The sequence below is a fragment of the Comamonas sp. SY3 genome (genome assembly GCF_041730275.1).
Classification (GTDB): domain Bacteria; phylum Pseudomonadota; class Gammaproteobacteria; order Burkholderiales; family Burkholderiaceae_C; genus Comamonas; species Comamonas sediminis.
The window spans coordinates 94,882-118,273 of the sequence record NZ_JBGTYN010000007.1 but is presented as its reverse complement, the minus strand read 5'-3'; the positions used below and the strand labels follow the sequence as shown (position 1 = coordinate 118,273).

At 62.4% G+C, this 23,392-nt stretch carries 21 protein-coding genes; 11 read left to right on the top strand and 10 right to left on the bottom strand.

Annotated elements, in window-relative coordinates:
* The first annotated feature begins 47 nt into the window (after positions 1-47).
* Positions 48-1,358 carry a hypothetical protein gene (locus ACCQ08_RS11575; protein ID WP_239809520.1) on the top strand — a complete coding sequence of 437 codons (1,311 nt, stop codon included), beginning with the start codon at positions 48-50 and terminating at the stop codon, positions 1,356-1,358.
* A 110-nt stretch (positions 1,359-1,468) separates the two neighbouring features.
* On the opposite strand, the gene ACCQ08_RS11570 is transcribed toward ACCQ08_RS11575, so the two are convergent.
* The 3 genes from ACCQ08_RS11570 to ACCQ08_RS11560 form a co-directional block, all read right to left on the bottom strand.
* Complete coding sequence (locus tag ACCQ08_RS11570; protein ID WP_239809521.1) at positions 1,469-2,503, bottom strand: hypothetical protein; 1,035 nt, start codon at positions 2,501-2,503, stop codon at positions 1,469-1,471.
* A 438-nt stretch (positions 2,504-2,941) separates the two neighbouring features.
* Entirely contained in the window at positions 2,942-3,898 is a 957-nt protein-coding gene (locus ACCQ08_RS11565) for a lysylphosphatidylglycerol synthase transmembrane domain-containing protein (RefSeq protein WP_373449847.1), read from the bottom strand.
* 12 nt (positions 3,899-3,910) lie between these two features.
* Entirely contained in the window at positions 3,911-4,948 is a 1,038-nt protein-coding gene (locus ACCQ08_RS11560; RefSeq protein WP_373449846.1) for a glycosyltransferase family 2 protein, read from the bottom strand.
* A 220-nt stretch (positions 4,949-5,168) separates the two neighbouring features.
* Between ACCQ08_RS11560 and ACCQ08_RS11555 the strand changes: the two genes are divergently transcribed.
* The 3 genes from ACCQ08_RS11555 to ACCQ08_RS11545 are packed head-to-tail and all read left to right on the top strand — an operon-like array spanning position 5,169 to position 9,048.
* Positions 5,169-6,704, top strand: coding sequence for an ArnT family glycosyltransferase (locus ACCQ08_RS11555; RefSeq protein ID WP_373449845.1), 1,536 nt, complete (start codon positions 5,169-5,171; stop codon positions 6,702-6,704).
* Positions 6,701-7,711 carry an NAD-dependent epimerase gene (locus ACCQ08_RS11550; RefSeq protein WP_373449844.1) on the top strand — a complete coding sequence of 337 codons (1,011 nt, stop codon included), beginning with the start codon at positions 6,701-6,703 and terminating at the stop codon, positions 7,709-7,711. Before ACCQ08_RS11555 ends, ACCQ08_RS11550 begins: the two co-directional genes overlap by 4 nt.
* Positions 7,708-9,048, top strand: a complete 1,341-nt coding sequence (locus tag ACCQ08_RS11545) for a UDP-glucose/GDP-mannose dehydrogenase family protein (RefSeq protein ID WP_239809526.1) — start codon at positions 7,708-7,710, stop codon at positions 9,046-9,048. Before ACCQ08_RS11550 ends, ACCQ08_RS11545 begins: the two co-directional genes overlap by 4 nt.
* Before the next feature lie 87 nt (positions 9,049-9,135).
* On the opposite strand, the gene ACCQ08_RS11540 is transcribed toward ACCQ08_RS11545, so the two are convergent.
* The 3 genes from ACCQ08_RS11540 to ACCQ08_RS11530 form a co-directional block, all read right to left on the bottom strand.
* Complete coding sequence (locus tag ACCQ08_RS11540; protein ID WP_239809527.1) at positions 9,136-10,632, bottom strand: amino acid permease; 1,497 nt, start codon at positions 10,630-10,632, stop codon at positions 9,136-9,138.
* A 134-nt stretch (positions 10,633-10,766) separates the two neighbouring features.
* The gene (locus tag ACCQ08_RS11535) at positions 10,767-11,636 is read right to left on the bottom strand and encodes a D-hexose-6-phosphate mutarotase (protein WP_373449843.1); all 870 of its coding nucleotides are present in this window, start codon (positions 11,634-11,636) and stop codon (positions 10,767-10,769) included.
* A gap of 157 nt (positions 11,637-11,793) precedes the next feature.
* Positions 11,794-12,858, bottom strand: a complete 1,065-nt coding sequence (locus ACCQ08_RS11530; protein WP_373449931.1) for a type II asparaginase — start codon at positions 12,856-12,858, stop codon at positions 11,794-11,796.
* A 469-nt stretch (positions 12,859-13,327) separates the two neighbouring features.
* Between ACCQ08_RS11530 and ACCQ08_RS11525 the strand changes: the two genes are divergently transcribed.
* Positions 13,328-15,172, top strand: coding sequence for an ABC transporter ATP-binding protein (locus ACCQ08_RS11525; protein WP_373449842.1), 1,845 nt, complete (start codon positions 13,328-13,330; stop codon positions 15,170-15,172).
* 8 nt (positions 15,173-15,180) lie between these two features.
* Complete coding sequence (locus ACCQ08_RS11520) at positions 15,181-15,459, top strand: DUF2164 domain-containing protein (protein ID WP_239809530.1); 279 nt, start codon at positions 15,181-15,183, stop codon at positions 15,457-15,459.
* Between the two features lie 79 nt (positions 15,460-15,538).
* On the opposite strand, the gene ACCQ08_RS11515 is transcribed toward ACCQ08_RS11520, so the two are convergent.
* From ACCQ08_RS11515 to ACCQ08_RS11505, 3 genes are read right to left on the bottom strand one after another with little or no spacing between them, the layout of a single operon-like run.
* Entirely contained in the window at positions 15,539-16,516 is a 978-nt protein-coding gene (locus tag ACCQ08_RS11515; protein WP_312463160.1) for a zinc-binding dehydrogenase, read from the bottom strand.
* Between the two features lie 11 nt (positions 16,517-16,527).
* Positions 16,528-17,205: a type 1 glutamine amidotransferase domain-containing protein gene (locus ACCQ08_RS11510; RefSeq protein WP_373449841.1), complete on the bottom strand. Its 678-nt coding sequence runs from the start codon at positions 17,203-17,205 to the stop codon at positions 16,528-16,530.
* A gap of 17 nt (positions 17,206-17,222) precedes the next feature.
* Positions 17,223-17,858: a TetR/AcrR family transcriptional regulator gene (locus ACCQ08_RS11505; RefSeq protein WP_373449840.1), complete on the bottom strand. Its 636-nt coding sequence runs from the start codon at positions 17,856-17,858 to the stop codon at positions 17,223-17,225.
* Between the two features lie 248 nt (positions 17,859-18,106).
* Here ACCQ08_RS11505 and ACCQ08_RS11500 point away from each other — a divergent pair, with 248 nt between their 5' ends.
* Complete coding sequence (locus tag ACCQ08_RS11500) at positions 18,107-18,598, top strand: nuclear transport factor 2 family protein (protein WP_373449839.1); 492 nt, start codon at positions 18,107-18,109, stop codon at positions 18,596-18,598.
* Positions 18,599-18,659: 61 nt separating this feature from the next.
* On the opposite strand, the gene ACCQ08_RS11495 is transcribed toward ACCQ08_RS11500, so the two are convergent.
* Positions 18,660-19,316, bottom strand: a complete 657-nt coding sequence (locus ACCQ08_RS11495; protein ID WP_373449838.1) for a TetR/AcrR family transcriptional regulator — start codon at positions 19,314-19,316, stop codon at positions 18,660-18,662.
* Between the two features lie 144 nt (positions 19,317-19,460).
* Between ACCQ08_RS11495 and ACCQ08_RS11490 the strand changes: the two genes are divergently transcribed.
* The 4 genes from ACCQ08_RS11490 to ACCQ08_RS11475 are packed head-to-tail and all read left to right on the top strand — an operon-like array spanning position 19,461 to position 23,386.
* Positions 19,461-20,807, top strand: coding sequence for an NAD(P)/FAD-dependent oxidoreductase (locus tag ACCQ08_RS11490; RefSeq protein ID WP_373449837.1), 1,347 nt, complete (start codon positions 19,461-19,463; stop codon positions 20,805-20,807).
* The gene (locus tag ACCQ08_RS11485; protein ID WP_373449836.1) at positions 20,804-21,556 is read left to right on the top strand and encodes a DUF1365 domain-containing protein; all 753 of its coding nucleotides are present in this window, start codon (positions 20,804-20,806) and stop codon (positions 21,554-21,556) included. The genes ACCQ08_RS11490 and ACCQ08_RS11485 overlap by 4 nt, the downstream gene beginning before the upstream one ends.
* Positions 21,553-22,824, top strand: a complete 1,272-nt coding sequence (locus ACCQ08_RS11480; protein ID WP_373449835.1) for a class I SAM-dependent methyltransferase — start codon at positions 21,553-21,555, stop codon at positions 22,822-22,824. The genes ACCQ08_RS11485 and ACCQ08_RS11480 overlap by 4 nt, the downstream gene beginning before the upstream one ends.
* Positions 22,817-23,386 (top strand): chalcone isomerase family protein, encoded by a 570-nt coding sequence (locus tag ACCQ08_RS11475; protein WP_373449834.1) that lies wholly within the window; start codon positions 22,817-22,819, stop codon positions 23,384-23,386. The genes ACCQ08_RS11480 and ACCQ08_RS11475 overlap by 8 nt, the downstream gene beginning before the upstream one ends.
* Positions 23,387-23,392: the final 6 nt, after the last annotated feature.

The window sequence follows — 23,392 nt, the reverse complement described above, 5'->3', positions numbered from 1 at the left end:
TCCAGCAACTCTTTCACTAGTAGTGAATATGGCACATAGGAATCATAATGAGAAAATTGAATATTCATCAAATTCTAGGATCTTTTCTCTTTATAGCTACGCTACCAGCATATGCAATTGATATCGCCGAAGGCTGCGTGCAGCATCAACATGCCACAGATAAAAATGTATTTAATTGGAGATATTATTTAAATATAAATGCTGATCTAGCTATAGCCGGGCTGCAAACTCCAGAGGAAGCTTGTAATCATTGGCTAATTAACGGGATACGCGAAGGACGTCAAGCACACGCTGGATTTCATTCAATTCAATATTTAAATAGACATACCGATCTATTAGAAGCGTATGGCAACGACTACGCCGAATCCATAGTACATTTCGTAAATCACGGAAATAAAGAAGGTCGCATGGGATATCAAGAAAACGGTATCCTTTTAGGCCAACTAACTACCACGATAAGCTCACTCGCACAAGATGGAAAAATTTTCATCGGAACTAGCCAAAGAAATGCCGGAGCCATAGATAGCTTGATTTTTGATAATGTTGAATTTATAAATGCAACAGACCATGGTCGGGAGCTGCAAATAGCTTATTCATCAAACTATGGCGGGAGATACAACCCTACTGAAGCTGGCTCATGCGCCGATGACTTAGGATATAGTACATCAGCAATTTTGCGATCAATTTCCGCATCGGAAGGAAATATGAGCACTACTAATAACCCAGCGTTTTGGTTCAATCCAGGGAATGATGAAAATTGCGGTGGAGGCGTTAACTCAAATGTGACTGCAAACAACCATATAATTAATAAGAATATTTCAATTGGCATACCCAAGTATCCTAATGCTGTAAAATTCACTGGGCAAATTCAGGTGAATGAAGTTCCGCATCAAGACCCACTTGATGCTACGGGTCCGAAATTACTTTTCGAGTTGCCAACAGGTTATATGGCCGGAGAGTTTAATAGAGTCTATCAATACAATCTATCTAATTCCGTAATAAAGGAGATCACCAATTCGAGTTGCATGATTTTGGGATGCTGGACTAACGACCCTCTTATTTATGCCACAAAAGATCTCTCGCATGCAATGGCGGTATGTTCAGTAAATGCATCGGGCGCAAGCTTTACAAATATTCCTGCAAAATATATTGCATGGGGGCCATTAGGTAGCACAGTACCTTTTCATGCCACAACTAAATGGTCCGTTATTCGACTAATTAATGACAACATCACCTCCGGAACGGAAATCAATTTCAGCACGTTATTGCTAGTAGCAAAAAGTTCAGATAATACAAATGCCGTCGATAAACTTAAAAATGACTTAAGTAATCTTCAGCGCGATGGCTATTGCATATAACACACTTATTCATCGGGAATATTACGGCTTGGCATTATATAAAGCAACATCGGAGAATTTAATACAATTTAAATTCTCCGAAAGATAGCATCAAATTATAAAAAACTTAATTAATATCCCTGATCTGAGAGACCGTTGATTATACTTCGAATGGTATCCAGATTACCAACAACAATATGGGGCATTCGGGTCACGCTGCTATCAGCCTGAATCGTTGTCAGTGTTTGGTCAAGCAATGAAATATTATTTGTCCCGACTTTATCCGACGAAGCTGTAGTAGGGAACCTCTGTGCAGCGTAATTCGCACATTGCCCAGCTTGGGCAGGCAACGTCATTGTTACAATTCCGGAACATATCTGATTTGTTGTCCAACCTCCGTAAATCGCAACACCCCACCCATCACTGGGACTGCTGGTGTCATCAGTTGCCCAAGCCATAGCTTTAAAGCGATAGTACGAAGGTTGGTAGGCGGTTGAAATTGGAGCGTTAACTGAGGAAGTTACTTCTGTCCAGGTGGAGCCATCCATTGAAAGCCCATACAGCCTATTCAACAACGATGCCTTGAAATATATCGCCGGTACAAATGGACCAAGATTGGGCTCTCCCCATGGCAAGTAGGTCAAGGGATGGACAGTCTGGTCGGTTGTCTTAAATGTATACAAAAGGCGCGCGACTTGATTCAGATTCATATAAGGCAATGGACCTAATTTATGATTCCCCCCAATTTGGAAACCCACCGGTCGAACTCCCAGGCCTCCCCAATCCAGCGGCTCAGTAAGTACATTAACTTCACCACTTCCTACATGACCAGGGCCACCACCAATAGTCGTGGAAGTGCGATTGCAATTATCACCTGCTTCTTGAGGATTCACCCAAGGTGGAGAGTTGCCACCGTTGCAAGGCACATATGCTCCGGATTCGGATCCAGCATTAAAAAACAAGGAGGCCTGGAGCAGTCGACCATGATCATGGGTATCCAGAGTTTCAACTCCAGAAACTTTCAACGACGTTATTGCCCCACCATACTGCACCGGATTTAGGCTGATTGAAATAGTTCCATTATCAGCTGTTTGGCTAACAACTTGAGCTCTTACATGCTCCCCCAAAAGTACAGTGAGAGCAATTCCTATAGCAATATTTTTCATGACTTACTCCTCTTAGATCTTACGCAACGTCGAACCGCTGCGCATCTAGTCTAAAAATAGTTATGTCATACTGGCAACTCAAATTACGAAACCATTTTCAATGTTACCAAGTGAATCTCAAACCGAAAACAGCGAAAACAGCGAAAACAGCGAAAACAATATAGCGTGGATGGTGAGGCGACCGATCATGAGTTCATACAACGATGAGAGACTTATACATATGGGTTGTATTTGCAAATAGAATCCATATATATTCCAAGACCATCCCCGAAGCCACCAATCAAAAACTCATGACTTCAAAATCTTGAGGTCCACATAGTAGACGTTGAGGATATTTGGCATCAATCTATCCGATGCTATCCCAGCTCTGGACATCGGCTGAACAGAGGCAATTGATTCGCGATAATGACAACCTAATACGTCGAAGTTGTCCGCAAGCTATAGAGATGCTGTATCCGCCTCACGCTCGCGCCGGCTGGGCAGACCAAAGGCAATGGCACCCAGCGCCCCTTGCACCAGCGCATACACGCCATAGATCAGCCCCACACCGACGGCCAAGGCTGCTGGCACGCCAAAGGGAGCCAACGCCGCCGCACTGGCCGCTTCACGCGTGCCCCAGCCGCCCACGCTGACAGGCAAGGCCGCCATCAGAAAAATGGGGGCCATCGCAAAGGCCCAGGCGGCCAGGTCCAGATGGATGCCCAGCGCCAGCCCGCCCAGCGCCAGAGCAGCGGCAGACAGCAGCTGCACCAGCGCAGAAGAGCCTGCCTGTACCAGCATCTGGCGGTTGAAGTCTGGCCGTGCAGCGGCCTGCAGCAAGGGCTGCAACCAACCCGGCAGGCTGGCCGCCTGGCGCTGGCACAGCCACCACAGCAGCAGCCAAGGCAGCGCAATCCAGACGATGACGCCGAGCACCATCAAGACCTGCAGCGCCAGCGGAGAGATATGCAGCACAGGCGCCAAGGCGCTGGCGGACAGCGCCGCGCCGATGGCGCCAATCGCACAGAGCATCCACAGCCCGCTGAAGCGGTCGAGCAGCACCGACAGCGAGGCAGCGGCCTTGCCCTGGCCACTGCGCTGCAGCACCACCGCGCGGTACACATCGCCGCCCACCACCGCGCCGGGCAGCAAGGCATTGAGGCCAATCGCCTGGAAATACCAGCGCAGCGCATCGGGCCAGCGCATCGGTGCGCCCAGCCACTGCGCCAGTGCACGCCAGCGCCAGGCAGACACCACGTTCGACGCGATGGCTGCCGCCAGCCCCGCCAGCAGCCAGCGCCCGTCAGCGGCACGCAAGCGGGCCCAGAGGGCGGCAGGGTCGGCAAAGTAGGCCACGGCGCCGAGCAAAGCGGCGCCACACAAGGCCTTGATGCAGGCTTTTTGTGTACGGTTCACACCAGGCGGCGCTTAAAGACTCGGGGCGGCAGCGGGCTGCACAGCCTGCTCGCGCGCTGCATGGGCATCCAGGCGCACCATGCGGGGGGTGCCGCGGGTCTCGTAGATCACATAGTCGTCCGCATAGTACTGGCGGCCACCACCGGACTCGTAGTAGATGCGGGTCAGCAGCTCACCGATCAGGCCGGCGGCGACAAAGGTCATGCCCATCAGCACCAGCATCACGCCAATGATCAGCAAGGGCCGCCCGCCAATGCTCTCGCCCATCAGCTTGACGATGAACAGGTAGGCCAGGATCAGAAAGCCCGGCGTAGCCAGCCACAGGCCCAGTCCGCCAAAGGCGTGCAGCGGGCGCTGGCGGTAGCGCATCAGGAAGACCATCAGGATCAAATCCAGAATCACGCGGAAGGTGCGGTCAATGCCGTACTTGGAGACACCCGCCGTGCGGGCGTGGTGGCGCACTGGCACTTCGGTGATGCGGGCACCGGCATCGCGTGCCAGCGAAGGGATGAAGCGGTGCAGCTCACCGTAGAGGTGCACGCGGTCGATGATGTGGCGCCGGTAGGCCTTGAGCGCGCAGCCGTAGTCGTGCAGCTGCACGCCGGTGGCGTTGGAGATCAGACGGTTGGCAATCTTGGACGGCAGCTTGCGCGAGATGGCGGCATCCTGGCGGTCCTTGCGCCAGCCGGAGACCATATCGACGCTCGGGTCGGTCTCCAGGCGGTTGAGCAGCAGAGGAATGTCGTCGGGCTCGTTTTGCAGGTCGGCGTCCAGGGTCACCACATAGCGGCCCTGCACCCGGTCAAAACCGGCCTGCAACGCGCTGGACTGGCCATAGTTGCGCGCGAGGATCACCGGGCGCAGCCAGGGGCGCGTGGCAGCCAGCTCCAGCAGGCGCTTGGCGCTGTCGTCCTTGGAGCCATCGTCGACGGCAATCAGCTCATAGCTCAGCGGCTGCGAGCGCATGGCCGCGTCAATCCGGTCGACCAGGGCGATCAGATTGTCGAACTCGTTGTAGATGGGGACGACGATGGAAACAGCAGGGGACATAAAGGGCACATTGCAAAAAGCCGCTCAAACAGGCGGCTGGACCGGTACCGGAAACGGTGTGCGGCGCAGCCCAACCGGGGTGGGCGACTCTTCTGGCATTGGTAAAACAGCGGTCGCCTATACTACCTGATCCGCTTTTTCCTCTGCTGCTGATGCGACAGGCTGGTGCCGCGCCTTGGGGCTGCGGGCCCTGTATGCACCAGCATTTCGTGTTTCTGCCATGACGTCTGCGTCCCCCTCCCCCGCCAAAGATTGGCAGTCCCAGCTCTACCGCCACCCCTTGGCCTGGGTGCTGGTGCTGGCCTGTGCACATGTCATCTCGCGCGTGGCCATCTCGGACGGCATGAAATGGGACGAGTCCGAACAAATCCTCTGGTCCCAGCAGTTTCTGTTGGGCTACGGCGCCCAGCCGCCCGCCTACAGCTGGCTGCAATGGCTGGTGGGCCAGCTGCTGGGCCCCACGGTGCTGTCGCTGTCGCTGGTCAAGCACAGCCTGATCGTGCTCACCTATGTGCTGGCCTGGCAAACCGGCCGCGCGCTGCTGCCGGCCAAGGGCGGCTTCTGGGTCGCTGGCGGCCTGCTGCTGATGCTGCCGTTTGGCTGGGACAGCGTGCGCGACCAGACCCACACCATTCTGGTGACCGCGATGACCTTTGGCGCCTGGTGGATGGCCTTGCGCCAGGTGCGCGCACCGGCGCTGGTCAATTTTGTCGGCCTGGGCATCTTCTGCGGCGTGGGCATGCTGGCCAAATACAGCTTTGCGATGCTGATCGCCGTGTTTGCCGTGGCCGCCTTCAGCGTGCCCCAGGTGCGCCGGGCGCTGCTGGGCCGGGGCTGGTGGCTGGCGCCCTTGATTGGCCTGCTGATCTTTGCGCCACATGGCTACTGGCTGCTGCACCACTGGCGTGAGGCCACGACCGAAACCATCCACAAGATGGACATCTCCACCCAGGTGTCCCACCTCAAGGGCCTGGGCGCCTTGGCGGCCGCCGTGTTCTCGACATTGGGCCTGTGGCTGCTGGTCAGCCTGGCCAGCTACCGCAGCCGTTTGTGGAAAACCGAGCCCGCTGCAGATGCGCCCCTGCCGGAATGGCGTGTCTGGGCCTGGCCGCTGCTGTGGCGCTATCTGGCCCTGGTGTTTGCCATCCTGGTGGGCATGGTGCTCGTGGGCGATGTCAGCAGCTTCAAGCAGCGCTGGGTGCTGCCGCTGACGGCTGTGGCGCCGCTGGCCTTGTATGTATGGCGCCCGCGCCTGCTGGCCGATGGCGTGGGCCGGGGCTACACCACCACGGTGCTGGTGTTTGCGCTGGTCTTTCTGACCCTGGCCACCGTGCGCCCCTGGCAGTCCAACCTGCGCAAGGATCCGGACGAGCTCAACCACCCCGTCGCGCAGCTGAGCGCGTCGCTGGCTGCTGCTGGCTACGACGGCCAAGGCGTCATCGTCGGCTCGGACAACATGGTCGCGGCGATGCTGCGCTCGCGCAACCCCCGGGCCTATGCGACGGCCTGCACGGCCGAGTTTGGCCGCATGGCCGACTGCCTCGCTCAGGCCCGCGCCAAGGCCGCGCAAACCGGCAGCGGCCTGCTGTACATTGCCCGCATGGACAAGGCCACGCCTGCCTGGTGGGAGCCGGTGCTGGCCACGGCGCCCGGCGCCGCCATCCAAGATCTGACCCTTCCGTTTTCCCATATGCGTGCCAGCACGCCGCCCATGCACTACCAGTTTGTGTGGCTGCCCGCACCCATCACACCATGAAACCTGTTCTCGTCACCGGCGCTGCCGGCTTTATCGGCATGCACTGCGCCTTGCGCCTGTTGGAGCGGGGCCTGCCCGTTGTCGGCATCGACAACCTCAACAGCTACTACGACGTCGCGCTCAAGCAGGCCCGGCTCGCGCAGCTGCAAAGCCATCCCCATTTCCGCTTCATCCAGCTCGATCTGGCCGACCGCGCCGGCATGGCCGCGCTGTTTGACGAGATCAAGCCCCAGCGCGTGCTGCACCTGGCCGCCCAGGCAGGGGTGCGCTACTCCATCGACCAGCCCGACGACTACACGGATTCGAACCTGCTGGGCTTTGGCCATGTGCTGCAGGGCTGCCGCAAGCACCAGGTCGCGCACCTGGTCTATGCGAGCAGCTCCAGCGTCTACGGCGGCAATGCCAAGATGCCTTATGCAGAGAGCGATGCGGTCGACCACCCGATCAGCTACTACGCGGCCACCAAGAAGGCCAACGAGCTGATGGCGCACACCTACTCGCACCTCTACCAGATGCCCACCACCGGGCTGCGCTTTTTCACGGTCTACGGGCCCTGGGGCCGGCCGGACATGGCCTTGTTCAAGTTCACCAAGGCCATGCTGGCGGGCGAGACCATCGACGTCTATGGCAATGGCCAGCTGGTGCGCGATTTCACCTTCATCGACGACATCGTCGAAGGCATTCTGCGTGTGCTGGACAAACCCGCCACGCCCGATGCCAGCTATGATCCTCTGCAGCCCAACCCGGGCACCAGCACCGCGCCCTACCGCATCTTCAACATCGGCAACAGCCAGCCCACCGTGCTGATGGACTACATCGCAGCACTGGAATCCGCGCTGGGCATGCAGGCCCACAAGCGCATGCTGCCCATCCAGCCGGGCGACATGCACAGCACCTCGGCCGACACCCGGGCCTTGCAGGCCTGGGTGCAGTTCGCCCCTTCTTTCACTGTCACAGACGGGATCCAGCGCTTTGTCGACTGGTACCGCTCGTTCTACCGCGTATGAAAGTCACTGTTTTTGGAACCGGCTATGTCGGTCTTGTTCAAGGTGCCGTGCTGGCCGATGTCGGCCACCAGGTGCTGTGTGTCGATGTCGATGCGGCCAAGGTCGCCGCGTTGCAGGCCGGCCAGATCCCCATCCATGAGCCGGGCCTGGACAAGCTCGTCACCAGCAACCATGCCAACGGGCGGCTGCGCTTTACCACCGATGCGGCCCTGGGCGTCAGCCACAGCGAGGTGATCTTCCTGGCCGTGGGCACGCCCCCCGATGAGGACGGCAGCGCCGACCTGCAGTACGTGCTGGCCGTGGCCCGCACCATTGCCCAGCACATGGATGGCCCGCGCATCGTCATCAACAAATCCACCGTGCCGGTAGGCACCGCCGACAAGGTGCGCGCCGTGATCGCCGAGGGCCTGGCCGCAAGGGGCGCCAGCTACGGTTTCGATGTGGTGTCGAACCCGGAATTCCTCAAGGAAGGCGCCGCCGTGGCCGACTGCCAGCGGCCCGACCGCATCATCATCGGCACCAGCAACCCCGCGTCAGAGGCACGGCTGCGCGAGCTGTATGCGCCCTTCAACCGCAACCACGACAAGATCGTGGTGATGGATGTGCGCAGCGCCGAGCTGACCAAGTACGCCGCCAACGCGATGCTGGCCACCAAGATCAGCTTCATGAACGAGATCGCCAACCTGGCCGAGCGCCTGGGCGCCAATGTGGAAGCGGTGCGCCGCGGCATCGGCAGCGACCCGCGCATTGGCTACCACTTCATCTACCCCGGTGTGGGTTATGGCGGCAGCTGCTTCCCCAAGGATGTGAAAGCCCTGGTGCGCACCGCCGAGGAAATCGGCTTCGACCCCTTGCTGCTCAACGCCGTCGAGGCCCGCAATGCCGCCCAGCGCCATGTGCTGTTCGAGCGCATCAGCGCCTTCTACGGCGGCCAGTTGCAGGGCAAGACGGTTGCGCTGTGGGGCCTGGCCTTCAAGCCCAACACCGATGACATGCGCGAGGCGCCCAGCCGCACCCTGCTGGAATCGCTGTGGGCCGCAGGCGCCCGCGTTCAGGCCTATGACCCCGTCGCGATGCAGGAGGCCCAGCGCATCTATGGCGCGCGCAGCGATCTGGTGCTGGCCGCCGACCCCGAGGCCACCTTGCAAGGCGCCGACTGCCTGGCCATCGTCACCGAGTGGCAGATCTTCCGCGCGCCCGATTTTGGCCAGTTGGCCCAGCGCCTGCGCGACCGCATGATTTTTGATGGCCGCAACCTCTATGACCCGGCGCTGGTAGCCGGTTATGGCCTGGGCTATGTGTCCATCGGCCGCCAGCCGGTCCCGCGCAGCGAATAAGGCGCCCGCTGGTCAGCCCCAAAAAAAGCGAGTCTTGGCACTCGCTTTTTGCTGGCTGAAGGGCTGTCATAGCAGCCCGCAGCCCGCTTATTTGTCGCCCGCCACCTGGCCATCAAAGCGCATGTCGGCATAGGCCACGGTGCGGCTGCCTTTGGCCAGGCGGTAGCCCCACCAGATCAGCAGGAACACCGGCAGGCCGATATAGGTGGCGACCACACCGCCCCAGTCGATCTGGTCCTTCAGGAAGGCCTCGTAGTTCTGCCCCAGGGTGATGACCAGGCACAGCACAAACGCAAAGATGGGGCCGAACGGGAACCAGGGCGAGACATAGGGCAGCTGCGACACCTGATGGCCCTGCGCCAGAAAGCCCTTGCGGAAGCGGTAATGGCTGATCGCAATGCCCAGCCAGGCGATGAAGCCGGTCATGCCCGACAGGTTGAGCAGCCACAGGTAGACCGTCTGCGGGCTGAACAGAAAGCTGAAAAAGCACAGGCCGGCCATCACCGTGGTCGCCAGCAAGGCCATCACCGGCACGCCGTGGCGCGAGAGGCGGCCAAAAATGCGCGGGGCCATGCCCTGGCAGGCGAGGGTGTAGAGCATGCGGGTGGAGGCATACATGCCCGAGTTACCGGCCGACAGCACCGAGGTCAGCACCACCGCATTCATGATGACGGCCGCCGACAGCAGGCCTGCTTTCTCAAACACCAGGGTGAAGGGGCTGACGCTGATATCGCCCACATCGTTGCGCAACAGGTGCGGGTCGGTATAGGCAACCAGCGAGCCGATCACCGCAATGGCCAGCACATAAAACAGCAGAATGCGCCAGAACACCTGGCGCACTGCGCGCGGAATGTTCTTGGCCGGGTTCTCGGACTCGGCCGCTGCAATGCCGATCAGCTCGGTGCCCTGGAAGGAAAAGCCCACGATCATCGCCACACCGATCAGGGCCGCAAAGCCACCGGCAAACGGCGCATCGGCCACCTGCCAGTTGGCAATGGCGCCCCAGACGCCGTCGGTCGGGCCGCCTTTGAGAATGCCAAAAATCATCGCCACACCCAGCGCAATGAACACCAGCACCGTCGTCACCTTGATCGCCGCGAACCAGTACTCGGCCTCGCCAAAACCTCGCACCGAGATGGCATTGAGGGCCACCATCAGCATCAGGAACAGCGCGCTCCACCAGTAGCCCGGCACATCGGGGAACCAGTAGGCCATCACCAGCTGCGAGGCCACCAGGTCCACCGCAATCGTGATCGCCCAGTTGTACCAGTAGTTCCAGCCCAGCGCGAAGCCAAAGCCCTCGTCCACGTAGCGCGCGCCATAGGTGGCAAACGAGCCCGACACCGGCATGAAGGCCGCCAGCTCGCCCAGGCTGGTCATCAGGAAGTAGACCATCAGGCCGATGACGCCATAGGCCAGCAGCGCCCCGCCGGGCCCCGCCTGCGCAATGGTGGCACCCGATGCCACAAACAGCCCCGTACCGATGGAGCCACCAATGGCAATCATCGACAAATGGCGTGCCTTGAGATCACGGCGCAGTTCATTGACTGGCGCGCAAGAAGAGGGAGACCCAGAACCCGGCATAAACAAAAAAGCATGGCCGCAAGCGCCATGCCGACAATGACAAGGCCGCCATTATCGGGTTTTCCCCTGGCCTGCGGTAGTGGCCGCCCACAATTCCGCTACAGGGCCTGTGTTTCCCTTTCGCGGTCCAGGTCTCAGGCCAAGGTCAGGGTCTGGCTGATCGACCACGGCTGGCCCGGCGCCAGCAGCACCGGCGTGTCGATGCTCGCGGCCTCCACACAGAGCATCTGGCGCCAGCCGTCATCGGGCATATCGGCCAGGCTGTGGCTCAGTCGTACGCCCGGGTTCCAGACCACCACCTCGCTGGCCGTGCTGCTGTGGGCAATCTCCAGCCTGCGGCCGCCGGGCAGATCGCGCTGCTCAAGCTGCAGCACCGTGCCCGCTGCGCCAGGCGTGGAGAACACCCGGTCAAAGCCCTGCTCAGTGGTCGCGGCAAAGCCTACATCGCCCGGCGGCTGCACAAAGCGGGTATCGGCCAGCGCATCCCAGCAGGCCAGGCCCTGCAGACCGGAAAGCGCCGTTTGCGCCACATCGTCGACCTGCAGGTAGCTGTGCAGCGCGCAGGTCATCGACCAAGGTACCTCGTCGGTGTTCTGTACATCCAGGCCAATGGTGAGCTGGCGGGCATGCACCGTGATGCGCAACCGGGCATCAAAGGCATGCGGCCAAAAGGCCCGGGTGGCCGCGCTGTCCGTCAGCTGCATCACGATACCGTCTCCATCGGCCTGCAGCATCTGCCAGCGCAGGTTGCGCGCAAAGCCATGCTTGGGCAAAGGCCCGCGCACATTGAACTGTGGAAAGCACACCGGCACGCCGCCGCGAATGGCGGCCTGGCCATCGCGCAGGCTGGCGGGGCTCAGGTACAGGTGCTCGCGGCCATCAGCCGTCTTCCAGGACAACAGCTGCGCGCCCTGCTCCGCCACCACGGCCGACGATCCATCGGCCCACTGGGCACACCAGGCGGGAAAGCCTTCGTAGCTGATTTGGGTCCACGCATGCGCCATCTGTTTTGCTCCTGTGAAGGCAGCCATTGTGACATTGGCAGCGGCCCTGGCCGCCGCTGGCAAGCCATACAGCGGACAGTAAAAAGGACAGCCGTAGCTGTCCTTGGTAGATGCGGTATTGAAGCAAGTGCCCCGCCGCAGCCGGGCACGCTGGCTATCAATATTCCCAGAAAATGCGCTGGATTTCCTTGGGGTCGTTGGTCTTGGTCAGTGCCAATGCGGCCAGCAGACGGGCTTTTTCGGGACGCAGGTCATGCGCAACCACCCAGTCGTACTTGTCATCCGGCTGCTCTGCATTGCGCAGCACAAAGCCATAAGGCACACGTGCCGAGCGGATCACCTGCACGCCCTTGCTGCGCGCTTCCTGCAGTGCAGGCACGATGCGGTCTGCCACCGAGCCATTGCCGGTGCCGGCATGCACGATCGCCTTGGCGCCGGTGCCGACGAAGGCATCGATCGCGGTGCGCGGCACATTGCCGTAGCTGTAGACCACTTCCACCGCCGGCAGGCTGGTGATGGAGTCGATGTTGAACTCGGACTGCATCGTGTGGCGCTTGACCGGGGCACGGAACCAGTAGTTCTTGCCCTCGACCACCATGCCCAGCGGACCCCACTGGCTTTGGAACGCGCTGGTCTTGATGTTCACATCCTTGTTCACATCACGCGCGGTCTGGATCTCGTCGTTCATCGTCACGACCACGCCCTTGCCTTCGGCATCCTTGGAAGCGGCGACGCTGACGGCGTTGACGAGGTTCAATCCGCCATCGGCCGACAGCGCCGTGCCTGGGCGCATCGAACCGACCACGACGATGGGCTTGTTGGTGTGCACCGTCAGGCTCAGGAAGTAGGCCGTCTCGGCCAGGGTGTCGGTGCCGTGGGTGATGACCACACCGTCGACATCCGGCTGCTTGACCAGCGCGGAGACGCGCTTGGCCAGCACCAGCAGGTTGTCATTGGTAAAGCTCTCGGATGCAATCTGGAAGACCTGCTCACCGCGCACCTGGGCCACCTTGGACAGCTCCGGCAGGCCTGCCAGCAGCTTGTCGACCGGTACCTTGGCGGCACTGTAGGTGGCGCTGTTCATCGCCGATGCACCGGCGCCAGCAATCGTGCCACCGGTGGCCAGCACGACGACATTGCGCTGGCCTTGCTGTGCGGGCTGGCTCGCAGCTGCGGGAGCAGCGGCAGCCGCAACGGGAGTCGCAGGAGCGGACTCCACCATCTTGGTGGATTGCGGGCTGCTGGCGCAGGCGCCCAGGCTCAAGCTGATCGCCAGGGTCACGGCACTCAGTGCGGGAAGCCTCCAGCGGGCGTTCTGGGATGAATGGGTCATCGATTGGGATGGCATCAGTAGCACCTCGTGTCAAAAGCCGCTATCTTAGAAACTGTGTGTGGGCCGCGCATTGGTGAACACACCTATGGTTTTTTGCAAGCCCATAGGCTCCAAGATTGACGCCCAGGCGACGATTCGCCGACACAAAGACACAGACATATCTAGGGCTATGTTGGCCGCCGGCCAAGGGGGTTGCCAGCGCCGCTAGACTTGCCGGATCGGGGTTGTTACCACTGTCAATATCAACAGGTTCTGGCGTTGCGCAAGCCGCAGCAGCCAAGCCGCAGGTCTGCGCGGTGTGCCTGCCTGTTGCGCACGGCACAGGCACGGCCGCAGGCCCATTGCAGGAGAAGAGTGCATGTTTTCGTTTTTCGAGCGGCGGGTGCCGCCCTATCCCAGCGCCGAGCCCCAGGTTCCGCCCAAGGGGTTTTTTGCTTTTATGTGGGCCTGTACGCAGGGCATGCGTGGCTGGATCGGCCTGCTCACGGCCACATCGGCGCTGCTGGCCGTCTATGAAGCGATGCTGTTTGCGGTGATGGGCCATGTGGTCGACTGGCTGGCAACGATGTCGCCCAACAACTTCTGGACCGAGCAGGGCGGCACCGTGCTGGGCATTGTCGGCGTGCTGCTGGGCAGTGTGCTGCTGCTGGCGCTGCACACGCAGGTGATGCACCAGGTGCTGGCCATCAACTTTCCGATGCGGCTGCGCTGGGTCTTCCACCGGCTGATGCTGGGCCAGAGCATGTCCTTCTACGCCGACGAGTTTGCCGGCCGCATTACGACCAAGATCATGCAGACGGCGCTGTCCGTGCGCGAAGTGGTGTTCATGATTGTCGATGTGCTGGTCGGCGTGAGCGTCTACATGATCGGTATCCTGGTCCTCGCAGCCAGCTTTGAATGGCGGCTGATGATTCCGTTCCTGCTGTGGCTGCTGGCCTATATCGGCGCCTGCTTCTTCTTTGTGCCGCGCCTGGGCAAGATCGGCAAGGCCCAGGCCGATGCGCGCTCAATGATGACCGGCCGCGTGACCGACGCCTATACGAATATCGCCACCGTCAAGCTGTTCGCCCATACCAAGCGCGAGGCCGAGTACGCCCGCAGCGCGATGGAATCCTTCAAGCAGACCGGCCATGCGCAGATGCGCCTGGTGAGCCTGTTCGAGATCACCAACCACCTGATGATCACCCTGCTGCTGCTGGGTGCCTCGGGCACCGCGCTGTACCTGTGGCTCAATGGCCAGGCCAGCGCCGGCGTGGTGGCCGCCGTGATCGCGATGGCACTGCGCCTGATGGGCTATTCGCACTGGGTGATGTGGCAGATGACGGGGCTGTTTGAAAACGTCGGCACCATCCAGGACGGCATCAACACCCTGACCAAGCCGCGCAGCATCGTCGATGCCAGCGACGCCAAGCCGCTGGTGGTGCAGCAAGGCCGCATCGAGTTCGACAACGTCAGTTTTGCCTACAAGGATGCCGGACGCCCGGTCATCGACCAGCTGAACCTGACCATCAACCCCGGCGAGCGCATCGGCCTCATTGGCCGCTCGGGCGCCGGCAAGTCGACCCTGGTCAACCTGCTGCTGCGCTTCCACGATCTGGCCGGTGGGCAGATCCGCATCGATGGGCAGGACATCGCCAAGGTCACGCAGGACAGCCTGCGCAGCAATATCGGCATGGTGACGCAAGACACCTCGCTGCTGCACCGCTCGATGCGCGACAACATCCTGTATGGCCGTCCCGATGCCAGCGAAGAAGACATGCGCCGCGCCACCGAGCGGGCCGAGGCCTCGGACTTCATCAGCACCTTGAGCGACCGCTTTGGCCGCACCGGCTACGACGCCCAGGTGGGTGAGCGCGGCGTCAAGCTCTCGGGCGGCCAGCGCCAGCGCGTGGCCATTGCCCGCGTGATGCTGAAGGACGCGCCCATTCTGCTGCTGGACGAGGCTACCAGCGCGTTGGACAGCGAGGTCGAAGCCGCCATCCAGGAAAGCCTGGACAGCCTCATGCATGGCAAGACCGTCATCGCCATCGCGCACCGCCTGTCCACCATCGCCGCGATGGACCGCTTGATCGTCATGGACAAGGGCCAGATCATCGAGCAGGGCAGCCACCAGCAACTGCTGGCCCAAGGCGGCATCTATGCCAAGCTCTGGGCCCACCAGAGTGGCGGCTTCCTGGCCGAGCCGGTCGATGGACCTTTGTAGGCAACACCATGACCATCGAGCTGAAAAAGGACGTGCACGACCGTGCCGTCCAATCCATCGAACGCTACTTCGAGCAGACCCAGGGCGAGCGCATCGGCAACATGACGGCCTCGGCCCTGCTCGGCTTCTTCCTGCAGGAAATCGGGCCCAGCCTCTACAACCAGGGCGTGGCCGATGCCCAGGCCCGTATGCACGAGCGCCTGCAGGAGCTCGACTACGAGGTGCATGAGGACGAGTTTGGCTATTGGAAAAGCCCCGCAACGCCCAAACGGGGATTGCGGGGCTGAGCGGCCTCGCAGCACCCGCCTGCGCGGACAGCGCCGCCCGTTACCGCTGCGCTGAAGGGCAGGCGCGGTGGCAAGGCGCTCAGGGTTTGAGCAGCACCTTGCCTTTACGGCCGGGCTGCAGGCTGGCCGCTGCGGCCTGGGCCGCATCGGCCAGGTCATAGATGGCTTCGGTCGGCAGCTTGAGCTCCCCGCCCAGGATGCGCTGCATCAGCTCTCCCAGCAAGCGCCGCTTGTCCTGCGCGGACATGGCCTCGCTCACCTTGCTGCCCCAAAAGCCTTTGACGGTGGCCTGTTTGAATATCATCGCGCCCGAGTCGATCTGCATCGGCTCGCCCGCCATGGTGCCGAATGACACCAGGGTGCCGCCCTCGCCCAACAATGCCAGCAGCGCGGCGCTGGCCGCTCCGCCGATCGAATCAACGGCCGCATGGGCGCCGCCCGGACCCAGCAGAGCGCTGGCGCTTTGCTGCCAGCCGTCCTGTGCGGTCGACAGCACATGGGCGATCCCCAGACCGCTCAGCTCCTGCACACCCGCGTCGCGGCGCACCAGGTTGAGCACCTGCACACCGCGTGCGCTCGCCAGCATCGCCAGTGTCTTGCCGACCGCGCCGTTGGCCGTGTTCTGGGCAATCCACTGCCCCGGCGCGACCTGCAGGAACTCCAGCAGCATCAGCGCGCTGAGCGGCATCGCGATGAGCTGTGCCGCCACGTCGTCGGGGATGGCGTCAGGCACCGGCACCAGCTGGCGTGCGGGTGCCAGAAAGTACTCCGCCCAGGTGCCGTGAACCCCGGCGACGGCCACGCGCTGTCCCACGGTGACGCCCTCGACGTCCGGCCCCAGCGCCTCGACCATACCGACCGCCTCACTGCCGCCAATCGCCGGCAACTCGGGCTTGTAGCCATAGCGGCCCCGGATGGTCCACAGGTCATGGTTATGGATAGGCGCCAGCAAGGTCTGGATGCGGACTTCGCCAGCAGCCGGCTCGGGCTTGGGCAGGCTGCCCAGGCTCAGCACGTCGGAAGGCTCGCCAAAGGTGGTATGCATCGCACTGCGCATGGTGTGTCCTTTCAAGCCAGTTGGGTGAGCAAGGCCTCGGCCACCGCTTCGCTGCTCGCAGGGTTCTGGCCGGTGACCAAGGGACCGTCCACCTCCACATGCACCTGCCAATCAGCGCCTTTGCGGTAATCGCCGCCCAAGCCTTTGAACGCATCTTCCAGAAGAAAGGGCACCACAGCCGTCAAGCCGACCGCCTCTTCTTCGCTGTTGCTAAAGCCGGTCACGCGCCGGCCCGCCACCAGCGGTTGTCCACCGGCGGTCTTGACCTTGATGAGTGCACCCGGGGCATGGCAGACCAGACCCAGTGGCTTGCCTGCACGCGCAAAGGATTCCAGCAGCGCGATGGAGTGCGCATCCTGGGCCAGATCCCACAGCGGGCCATGGCCGCCAGGGTAGAAGACGGCATCGAAGTCATCGGGCTGGATCTGTGCCAGTGGCGCGGTCTTGGCCAGCGCCGCCTGGGCCTGCGGATCCTTGCGGAAGCGCTCGGTGGCAGGCGTGTGGGCATCGGGCTCGTCACTCTTGGGGTCCAGAGGCGGCTGTCCGCCCAGCGGAGATGCGAGCGTGATCTGGGCACCCGCGTCCTGGAAGACGTAATAGGGCGCGGCAAATTCTTCGAGCCAGAAGCCCGTCTTGCGGCCCGTGTCGCCAAGACGGTCGTGCGAGGTCAGTACAAACAGAACTTTCATGGGGAACTCCTTGGAGGTTAATGCGCAGGGGTGGAGGAGGATGCAGAGGCCGCCGCCTCGCAGCGCAGCAGGTGCACGGTCGCAAGCCGCGCCTGTTGCAGTGACGATCGGTCCTGGCTCAGCTTGGCGAGCAAGGCTGCGCCCAGCCACATCTGGTACAGCACGTGCGCCAGGCCCAGCGACGGCGCACCAGCGGGCAAGGAGCCATCGGCCCTTGCCTCGTCAATCCATGCGGCAATCCGGGCCAGCAGGCGCTGCACCCCGGTGTCCAGCACCCGCCGCATGTCTTCGGACAGATCGGCCACCTCGGCTGCCAGCTTGACGACCAGGCATTCCTCGGCCCAGCCGCAGCCGGCATCGCCGGGTGCTTCGATCCAGGCATCCCAGTAGCGCATCAGGCGTTCATAGCCCGTGCCTTCTGCGGCCTGCAGCCCGTCAACTTTGCGGCCATAGCCATCGACATACTGCTTGAGCAGCGCGCAGCCAAAAGCCTCTTTCGACGGGAAGTAGTGGTAGAACGAACCCTTGGGGACGTTGCAGGTCTTCAGGATTTCCAGCAAGCCCAGGGCAGCAAAGCCTTTGCGCAGCACGAGCTGGTGACCGGTATCGAGGATGTGCTGGCGGGTCGCTTCCGCCTTCTTGGTCAGGGTCATGTGCTGCATTGTAGTTAAAAATAGACCAGTCGTCTATTTCTTGTGAATCTAGACCTGCCAAAAGGCGGCAGCAGATGCAGCCACACGGTCCACAGCTCCCCCACCAAGGCGCCACCCGCATCCGGCCCGCCCTGCGCATCCGGCGGCCACTGACAGCCGATCCGCGCCAGCGCCCGCCCCAGATGCTGCGGCATGTCTTAAGCTTGCAGTCTTGCCTTAGCGCGCCAGCCCCACAGAAAGCCTGCCCGATGACCGATCTCTCTTCGATGCCCGACCCCGAGGCAGCCGTGCAGCGGCTGGTGCAGTTCTATCAGCAGCTCGCGCCTTCCGATCTTGACAGGCTGGGCGACTACTATGCGGCGGATGCCTTCTTCAAGGATCCATTCAACGCGGTGCGCGGCGTGCCCGCCATCACCGCCATCTTTGTGCATATGTTTGCGGCCTTGCAGGAGCCGCGCTTTGTCATCACACGCACACTGGCGCGGGACCGCAGCGCAGCGCTGGAATGGGAATTCCACTTTCGCTTCCAGTGCTGGCGCCCCCAAGTGGCGCAGTGCATAAGAGGTGTGTCGTGGCTGAGCCTGGATGCCCAGGGGCGCGTCTCACACCACCGCGATTACTGGGATACCGCCGAAGAGGTGTATGAGAAATTGCCGGCACTGGGCGTGCTGATGCGCTGGCTGCGCCGCAGTGGCTCGGCGCCAGCGGCCAACGCGGGCGGTCCGCCGGGCGGCGCGTGACCGGTGCGCGGCGTGCCGTGCCGAGTGCGGTGCGGACGGCAGCGCCGCAGACGCGCCCGCCTCAGCGCAGGCCAGGTGCAGCGGCTGCGCCCGTCAGGCCGTCAAAGGTGGTCCCGGTCACCCAGTCAATGATCTGGTCATGGGTGTACTGGCCCAACTCGTTGAGCAGGCCCAGCACCGGATCGCAGGCACGCGCAAACAAGGTATAGAGCACCAGCTCGGCAGGCAAGGCCGCTGGCAGTTGGCCGCCGGTCTGCGCCTCGGTGATCCAGATGCTGAGCCGGTTGCTCAGCGCAATGAGGCGGTCCATGTAGGCATCGTTGGATTGCAGCGACGCGCTGAGGTTAGAGTTTTGCGCCGGCAGCGAGGGCATTTGCCCTTCCAGCTGGGTGCGCATGGCCCAGCGCACCACCGCCTTCAACTGCTCCAGTGCCCCAATGGGCTCGCCGGACTCCGCCGCCTCTTCGGCCGCAGTGCGCAAGCCATCGACAAAGGCCAACGCGCGGTCCAGCACCCCGACCATCGCAGCGCCGGCCAATTCCTCCTTCGACGTGAACAGCTTGTAGAGACTGGCCTTGGCCATGCCCGCTTCCGCCGCCACCTCGTCGACGGTCATCGCGTCGTAGCCCTTGGTCGCGAGCAGCCGGTTGACCGCCGTCACGATGGCCTCTTCACGCACACGCTGTATTTGTTCCTTGATGGCAGACCGAGCATTCATGCCGCCATTTTATGACGTCGAAGGTCAGGAAGAAAACTAAATGGTGCAAATTTGATATTTGTGGTTTATAGTGTGAACTCATCAGTTCAACAATTGATCTTTGAGGTTCAAACGTTTGGCTGTTGTATCTACAAGGGGTCTTTCATGCAACGCATCGCTGTCATCGGATCGGGCATCTCTGGGCTGGCCGCTGCCGCCCACCTGGCCCGCTCGCAGACATCGCACCGGGTCTGCCTGCTGGAGGGCGGCAGCCATTTCGGCGGCCATGCCAACACGGTGGACCTGCGCCTGAACGGCATCACGCACGGCGTGGACACCGGCTTTCTGGTGTTCAACCACCGCACCTACCCCTTGCTGACCCAGCTCTTCCAAGACCTGGATGTCGATACGGTCGCCTCGGAGATGTCGTTCTCCGTCCAGGTGCCCGGTGCCAACGGGGCATCCGCGCTGGAGTGGAGCGGCCGGTCCCTGGCCAGCGTGTTTGCCCAAAAACGCAATCTGCTGCGCCCGCGTTTCTGGGGCATGCTGCAGGACATCGCCCGCTTCAACCGCCTGACCACCGGGATCGCCGAGCGCCAGGCCGAGGCAGAGATGACGGCATCGATCGCTGATTTCCTGGACCAGCACCGCTTCTCTGCGGCGTTCCGCAGCGACTACCTGCTGCCGATGCTGGGCAGCATCTGGTCCTGCCCGACGGACCAGATGCTGCGCTTCCCCGTCGCCACGATGATCCGCTTCTGCCACAACCACGGCCTGATCCAGGTGCGGGACCGGCCGCAGTGGTACAGCGTGCGCGCAGGCTCGCGCCAGTATGTGCGCCGCCTGCTGGCCCGATTCACGCAGGATGGCCGCCACGAGGCGCGGCTGAACACGCCGGTGCTCGGCCTGCAGCGCCACCCACAGGGCGTCATGGTGCAGATGGCCCAGGGCGCCGAATGGTTTGATGCCGTGGTTCTGGCCTGCCACAGCGACCAGGCCTTGCAGCTGCTGGGCGACGGCGCGACGGCCGCTGAACGCGCCGTGCTCGGCAGCATCCGCTACCAGCCCAACGAGGCGGTCCTGCATACCGACAGCAGCGTGCTGCCCCAGCGCCGGGCGGCCTGGGCCGCATGGAACTACGAGCGCGCAGCCGCCTCCAGCGCGGAGCAGGCGGGCGTCTGCCTGCACTACCTGATCAACCAGCTCCAGCCCCTGCCTTGGCAGCAGCCGGTGCTGGTGTCGCTCAACCCGGCGCGCCCGATTGCCGCAGACCAGGTACATGCCCGCATTCATTACAGCCACCCGGTGTTTGACCAGGCGGCCATCCTGGCCCAGCGCCAGCTGCCCCAACTGCAGGGCCAGCTGAGCACCTGGTATTGCGGTGCCTGGTGCGGCTATGGCTTCCACGAGGACGGACTGCGGTCCGGCCTGGCGGCCGCTGAGAGCCTGTGCCAGTCGCTGGCCGGCGCAGCGCCAGCCGTGCAAGCACCTATGCTGGAGGAGGCCGCATGAGCAACCGCTCGCTGATCGGCTTTGGCCACGTCTGGCACCAGCGCTTGCGCCCGGTGGTGCATGCCTTCCGCTACCCCGGGTACTTCTTCCTGCTGCCTTTGCGCAGCTTGCGCGACCAGCCCGATGCGGTGCTGCGTCGCAACCGGCGCGCGGCGATCAGCTTTCATGACTGCGACCATGGCGACGGCAGTGCGGACTGCCTGGCCTGGTTTGACCAGCTGCTGCAGCAGGAAGGCATCGGGGACGCGGTCGGCGAGGTCTGGCTGCACACCTTCCCGCGTGTGCTGGGCTATGCGTTCAAACCCGTCAGCTTCTGGTATGCGCACCGCGCCGATGGCTCGCTGGCCGCAGTGCTGGCCGAGGTCAACAACACCTTTGGCGAACGCCATGCCTACCTGCTGGCCGGGCCCGATCTGGCCTGGGGAACAGAACAGGTCGCGGCCAAGTGCTTCCATGTGTCGCCGTTTTGCAATGTGCAGGGCGAGTATCGCTTCCGCTTTGTACGCAGCGACAGCCGCAACCTGGTGCAGGTCGATCTGCATGACGAGGCCGGGCCGCTGCTGCGCACCGGCGTCGCAGGCACGCTGCAGCCCTTGACCCGCACCACCGTGCGGCGCGCATTCTGGGGCATGCCCTTGATGACCTGGGGCGTCGTGTTCCGCATCCACTGGCAGGCGCTGCGCCTTTGGTGCAAACGCCTGCCTTTCCACCGCAAACCCTCCGAGCCCAAGAGCCTCGTCACACGATGAACTCCACCACTGCACCCCTGCCGAGCCCGTCCGCCCCAGCCGGACGCTCCACCCCCCGCAGCGCGCGCCAGGTGCTGCAGCTGCTGGAACACCTGCCCTGCGGCCAGCTGGACCTGCAACTGCCCGATGGGCGGGTACGGCACTTCCGCCAGCAGGCCACGGCCCAGGCCGATGCACGCTGCGTCATCCACGACTGGGATGCGCTGGACCGCGTTCAGCGCTCGGGCGACATCGGATTGGCCGAAGGCTATATCGACGGCCAATGGGACAGTCCGGACCTCAGCGCGCTGCTGCGCCTGTGCATCGCCAACCGTGATCACCTGGAGCAGCTGGTGTACGGCAGCTGGTGGGGGCGGCTGGGCTTTCGGCTGCGCCACCTGCTGCGCCGCAATACGCGAGCGGGCAGTGCCAGAAACATCCATGCCCACTATGACCTGGGCAATGACTTCTACCGCCTGTTTCTCGATCCGGGCATGAGCTACAGCGCAGCCTGGTTTGTCGGGCGCGACGCCCCGGCACGGGCCCAGGCCGACCTGGGCCAGGCCCAGGATGCCAAGATGCGGCAGGCGCTGCGGCAAACCGGACTGCAGCCGGGCCAGCGCCTGCTGGAGATCGGGTGTGGATGGGGCGGCCTGGCGCAGATGGCAGCCGAGGCATTTGGTGCGCAGGTTACCGGGGTAACGCTGTCGCGCGAACAGCTGCTGTGGGGACGGCAGCGCATCGCCGATTCGGGACTGGCGCATCAGGTCGATCTGCGCTACCAGGATTACCGCGACCTGGCGGCCGAGCACCAGGCGCAACCCTTTGATGCCATCGTGTCCATCGAGATGTTTGAAGCCGTGGGGCATGAATACTGGGGCAGCTACTTCCAGACGCTGCGCCAGTGCCTCAAGCCCGGTGGCCGGGCCTGCGTGCAGTCGATTACCTTGCGCAACGACCTGTTTGCACGTTACCTGCACTCGACCGACTTCATCCAGCAGTACATCTTTCCCGGGGGGTTGCTGCCCAGCACCGAAGCCTTTGAGCAGGAGGCGCTGCGGGCCGGACTGGTCGTGGAACACAAGCTGCATTTTGGCAGCGACTATGCCGAGACGCTGAGGCGCTGGCGCGACGCTTTCGAGCGCCAGCTCGATGCCGTGCGGGACCAGGGCTTTGACGAGCGTTTCATCCGTATCTGGCGCTTCTACCTCGCCTACTGCGAGGCATCGTTCGACATGGGCAATACCGATGTGGTCCAGTTCACGTTGCGCAGGCCCGACCATGCCTGACCTGCGCCGACGCCAAACCCTGTGCTGGGGCGCCAGCCTTGTTGCTCTTTCCATTACTGCCATGACCCACGACCTCCTCGCTGCCACACCTGCCATCCCTGCCGAGCTGGGCACCGCCTTGCCCGGCGCGCGCCTGGTCGGCACCGGTGTGCTGCGGTTTTTTGGACTGCGGGTCTACGAGGCGCGGCTGTGGGCGCCTGCCGGCTTCAACCCGCAGGACTACGCACGCCAGCCTTTTGCGCTGGAGCTGGTCTACGACCGCAAGCTCGAGGGTGAGGCCATTGCGGAGCGCTCCATTGCCGAGATGCGCCGGGTGGCGCCCTTCTCGGAGGACCAGGCCCGCCAGTGGCTGCGCATGATGAAGCAGGCCTTTCCCGATGTGGTGGCGCAGGACCGCCTGCTGGGCCTGAACGGCGGCACAGGCAAGGTCGTCTTCCTGCACAACGGGCGCGAGACCGCCGCCATTGACGATGCGCTGTATGCGCGCCTGTTCTTTGGCATCTGGCTGTCGGAGCAAACCTCCGCACCGGCACTGCGCGCTGCGCTGCTGGGCCAGGGCTGAGGACGG

Excerpts from the sequence above, each read along its gene's own strand:
- ACCQ08_RS11575 (WP_239809520.1), top strand. The coding sequence starts at position 48 with ATGAGAAAATTGAATATTCATCAAATTCTAGGATCTTTTCTCTTTATA.
- ACCQ08_RS11570 (WP_239809521.1), bottom strand. The coding sequence starts at position 2,503 with ATGAAAAATATTGCTATAGGAATTGCTCTCACTGTACTTTTGGGGGAG.
- ACCQ08_RS11560 (WP_373449846.1), bottom strand. The coding sequence starts at position 4,948 with ATGTCCCCTGCTGTTTCCATCGTCGTCCCCATCTACAACGAGTTCGAC.
- ACCQ08_RS11555 (WP_373449845.1), top strand. The coding sequence starts at position 5,169 with ATGACGTCTGCGTCCCCCTCCCCCGCCAAAGATTGGCAGTCCCAGCTC.
- ACCQ08_RS11550 (WP_373449844.1), top strand. The coding sequence starts at position 6,701 with ATGAAACCTGTTCTCGTCACCGGCGCTGCCGGCTTTATCGGCATGCAC.
- ACCQ08_RS11545 (WP_239809526.1), top strand. The coding sequence starts at position 7,708 with ATGAAAGTCACTGTTTTTGGAACCGGCTATGTCGGTCTTGTTCAAGGT.
- ACCQ08_RS11540 (WP_239809527.1), bottom strand. The coding sequence starts at position 10,632 with ATGCCGGGTTCTGGGTCTCCCTCTTCTTGCGCGCCAGTCAATGAACTG.
- ACCQ08_RS11535 (WP_373449843.1), bottom strand. The coding sequence starts at position 11,636 with ATGGCGCATGCGTGGACCCAAATCAGCTACGAAGGCTTTCCCGCCTGG.
- ACCQ08_RS11530 (WP_373449931.1), bottom strand. The coding sequence starts at position 12,858 with ATGGTGGAGTCCGCTCCTGCGACTCCCGTTGCGGCTGCCGCTGCTCCC.
- ACCQ08_RS11525 (WP_373449842.1), top strand. The coding sequence starts at position 13,328 with ATGTTTTCGTTTTTCGAGCGGCGGGTGCCGCCCTATCCCAGCGCCGAG.
- ACCQ08_RS11520 (WP_239809530.1), top strand. The coding sequence starts at position 15,181 with ATGACCATCGAGCTGAAAAAGGACGTGCACGACCGTGCCGTCCAATCC.
- ACCQ08_RS11515 (WP_312463160.1), bottom strand. The coding sequence starts at position 16,516 with ATGCGCAGTGCGATGCATACCACCTTTGGCGAGCCTTCCGACGTGCTG.
- ACCQ08_RS11510 (WP_373449841.1), bottom strand. The coding sequence starts at position 17,205 with ATGAAAGTTCTGTTTGTACTGACCTCGCACGACCGTCTTGGCGACACG.
- ACCQ08_RS11505 (WP_373449840.1), bottom strand. The coding sequence starts at position 17,858 with ATGACCCTGACCAAGAAGGCGGAAGCGACCCGCCAGCACATCCTCGAT.
- ACCQ08_RS11500 (WP_373449839.1), top strand. The coding sequence starts at position 18,107 with ATGACCGATCTCTCTTCGATGCCCGACCCCGAGGCAGCCGTGCAGCGG.
- ACCQ08_RS11495 (WP_373449838.1), bottom strand. The coding sequence starts at position 19,316 with ATGAATGCTCGGTCTGCCATCAAGGAACAAATACAGCGTGTGCGTGAA.
- ACCQ08_RS11490 (WP_373449837.1), top strand. The coding sequence starts at position 19,461 with ATGCAACGCATCGCTGTCATCGGATCGGGCATCTCTGGGCTGGCCGCT.
- ACCQ08_RS11485 (WP_373449836.1), top strand. The coding sequence starts at position 20,804 with ATGAGCAACCGCTCGCTGATCGGCTTTGGCCACGTCTGGCACCAGCGC.
- ACCQ08_RS11480 (WP_373449835.1), top strand. The coding sequence starts at position 21,553 with ATGAACTCCACCACTGCACCCCTGCCGAGCCCGTCCGCCCCAGCCGGA.
- ACCQ08_RS11475 (WP_373449834.1), top strand. The coding sequence starts at position 22,817 with ATGCCTGACCTGCGCCGACGCCAAACCCTGTGCTGGGGCGCCAGCCTT.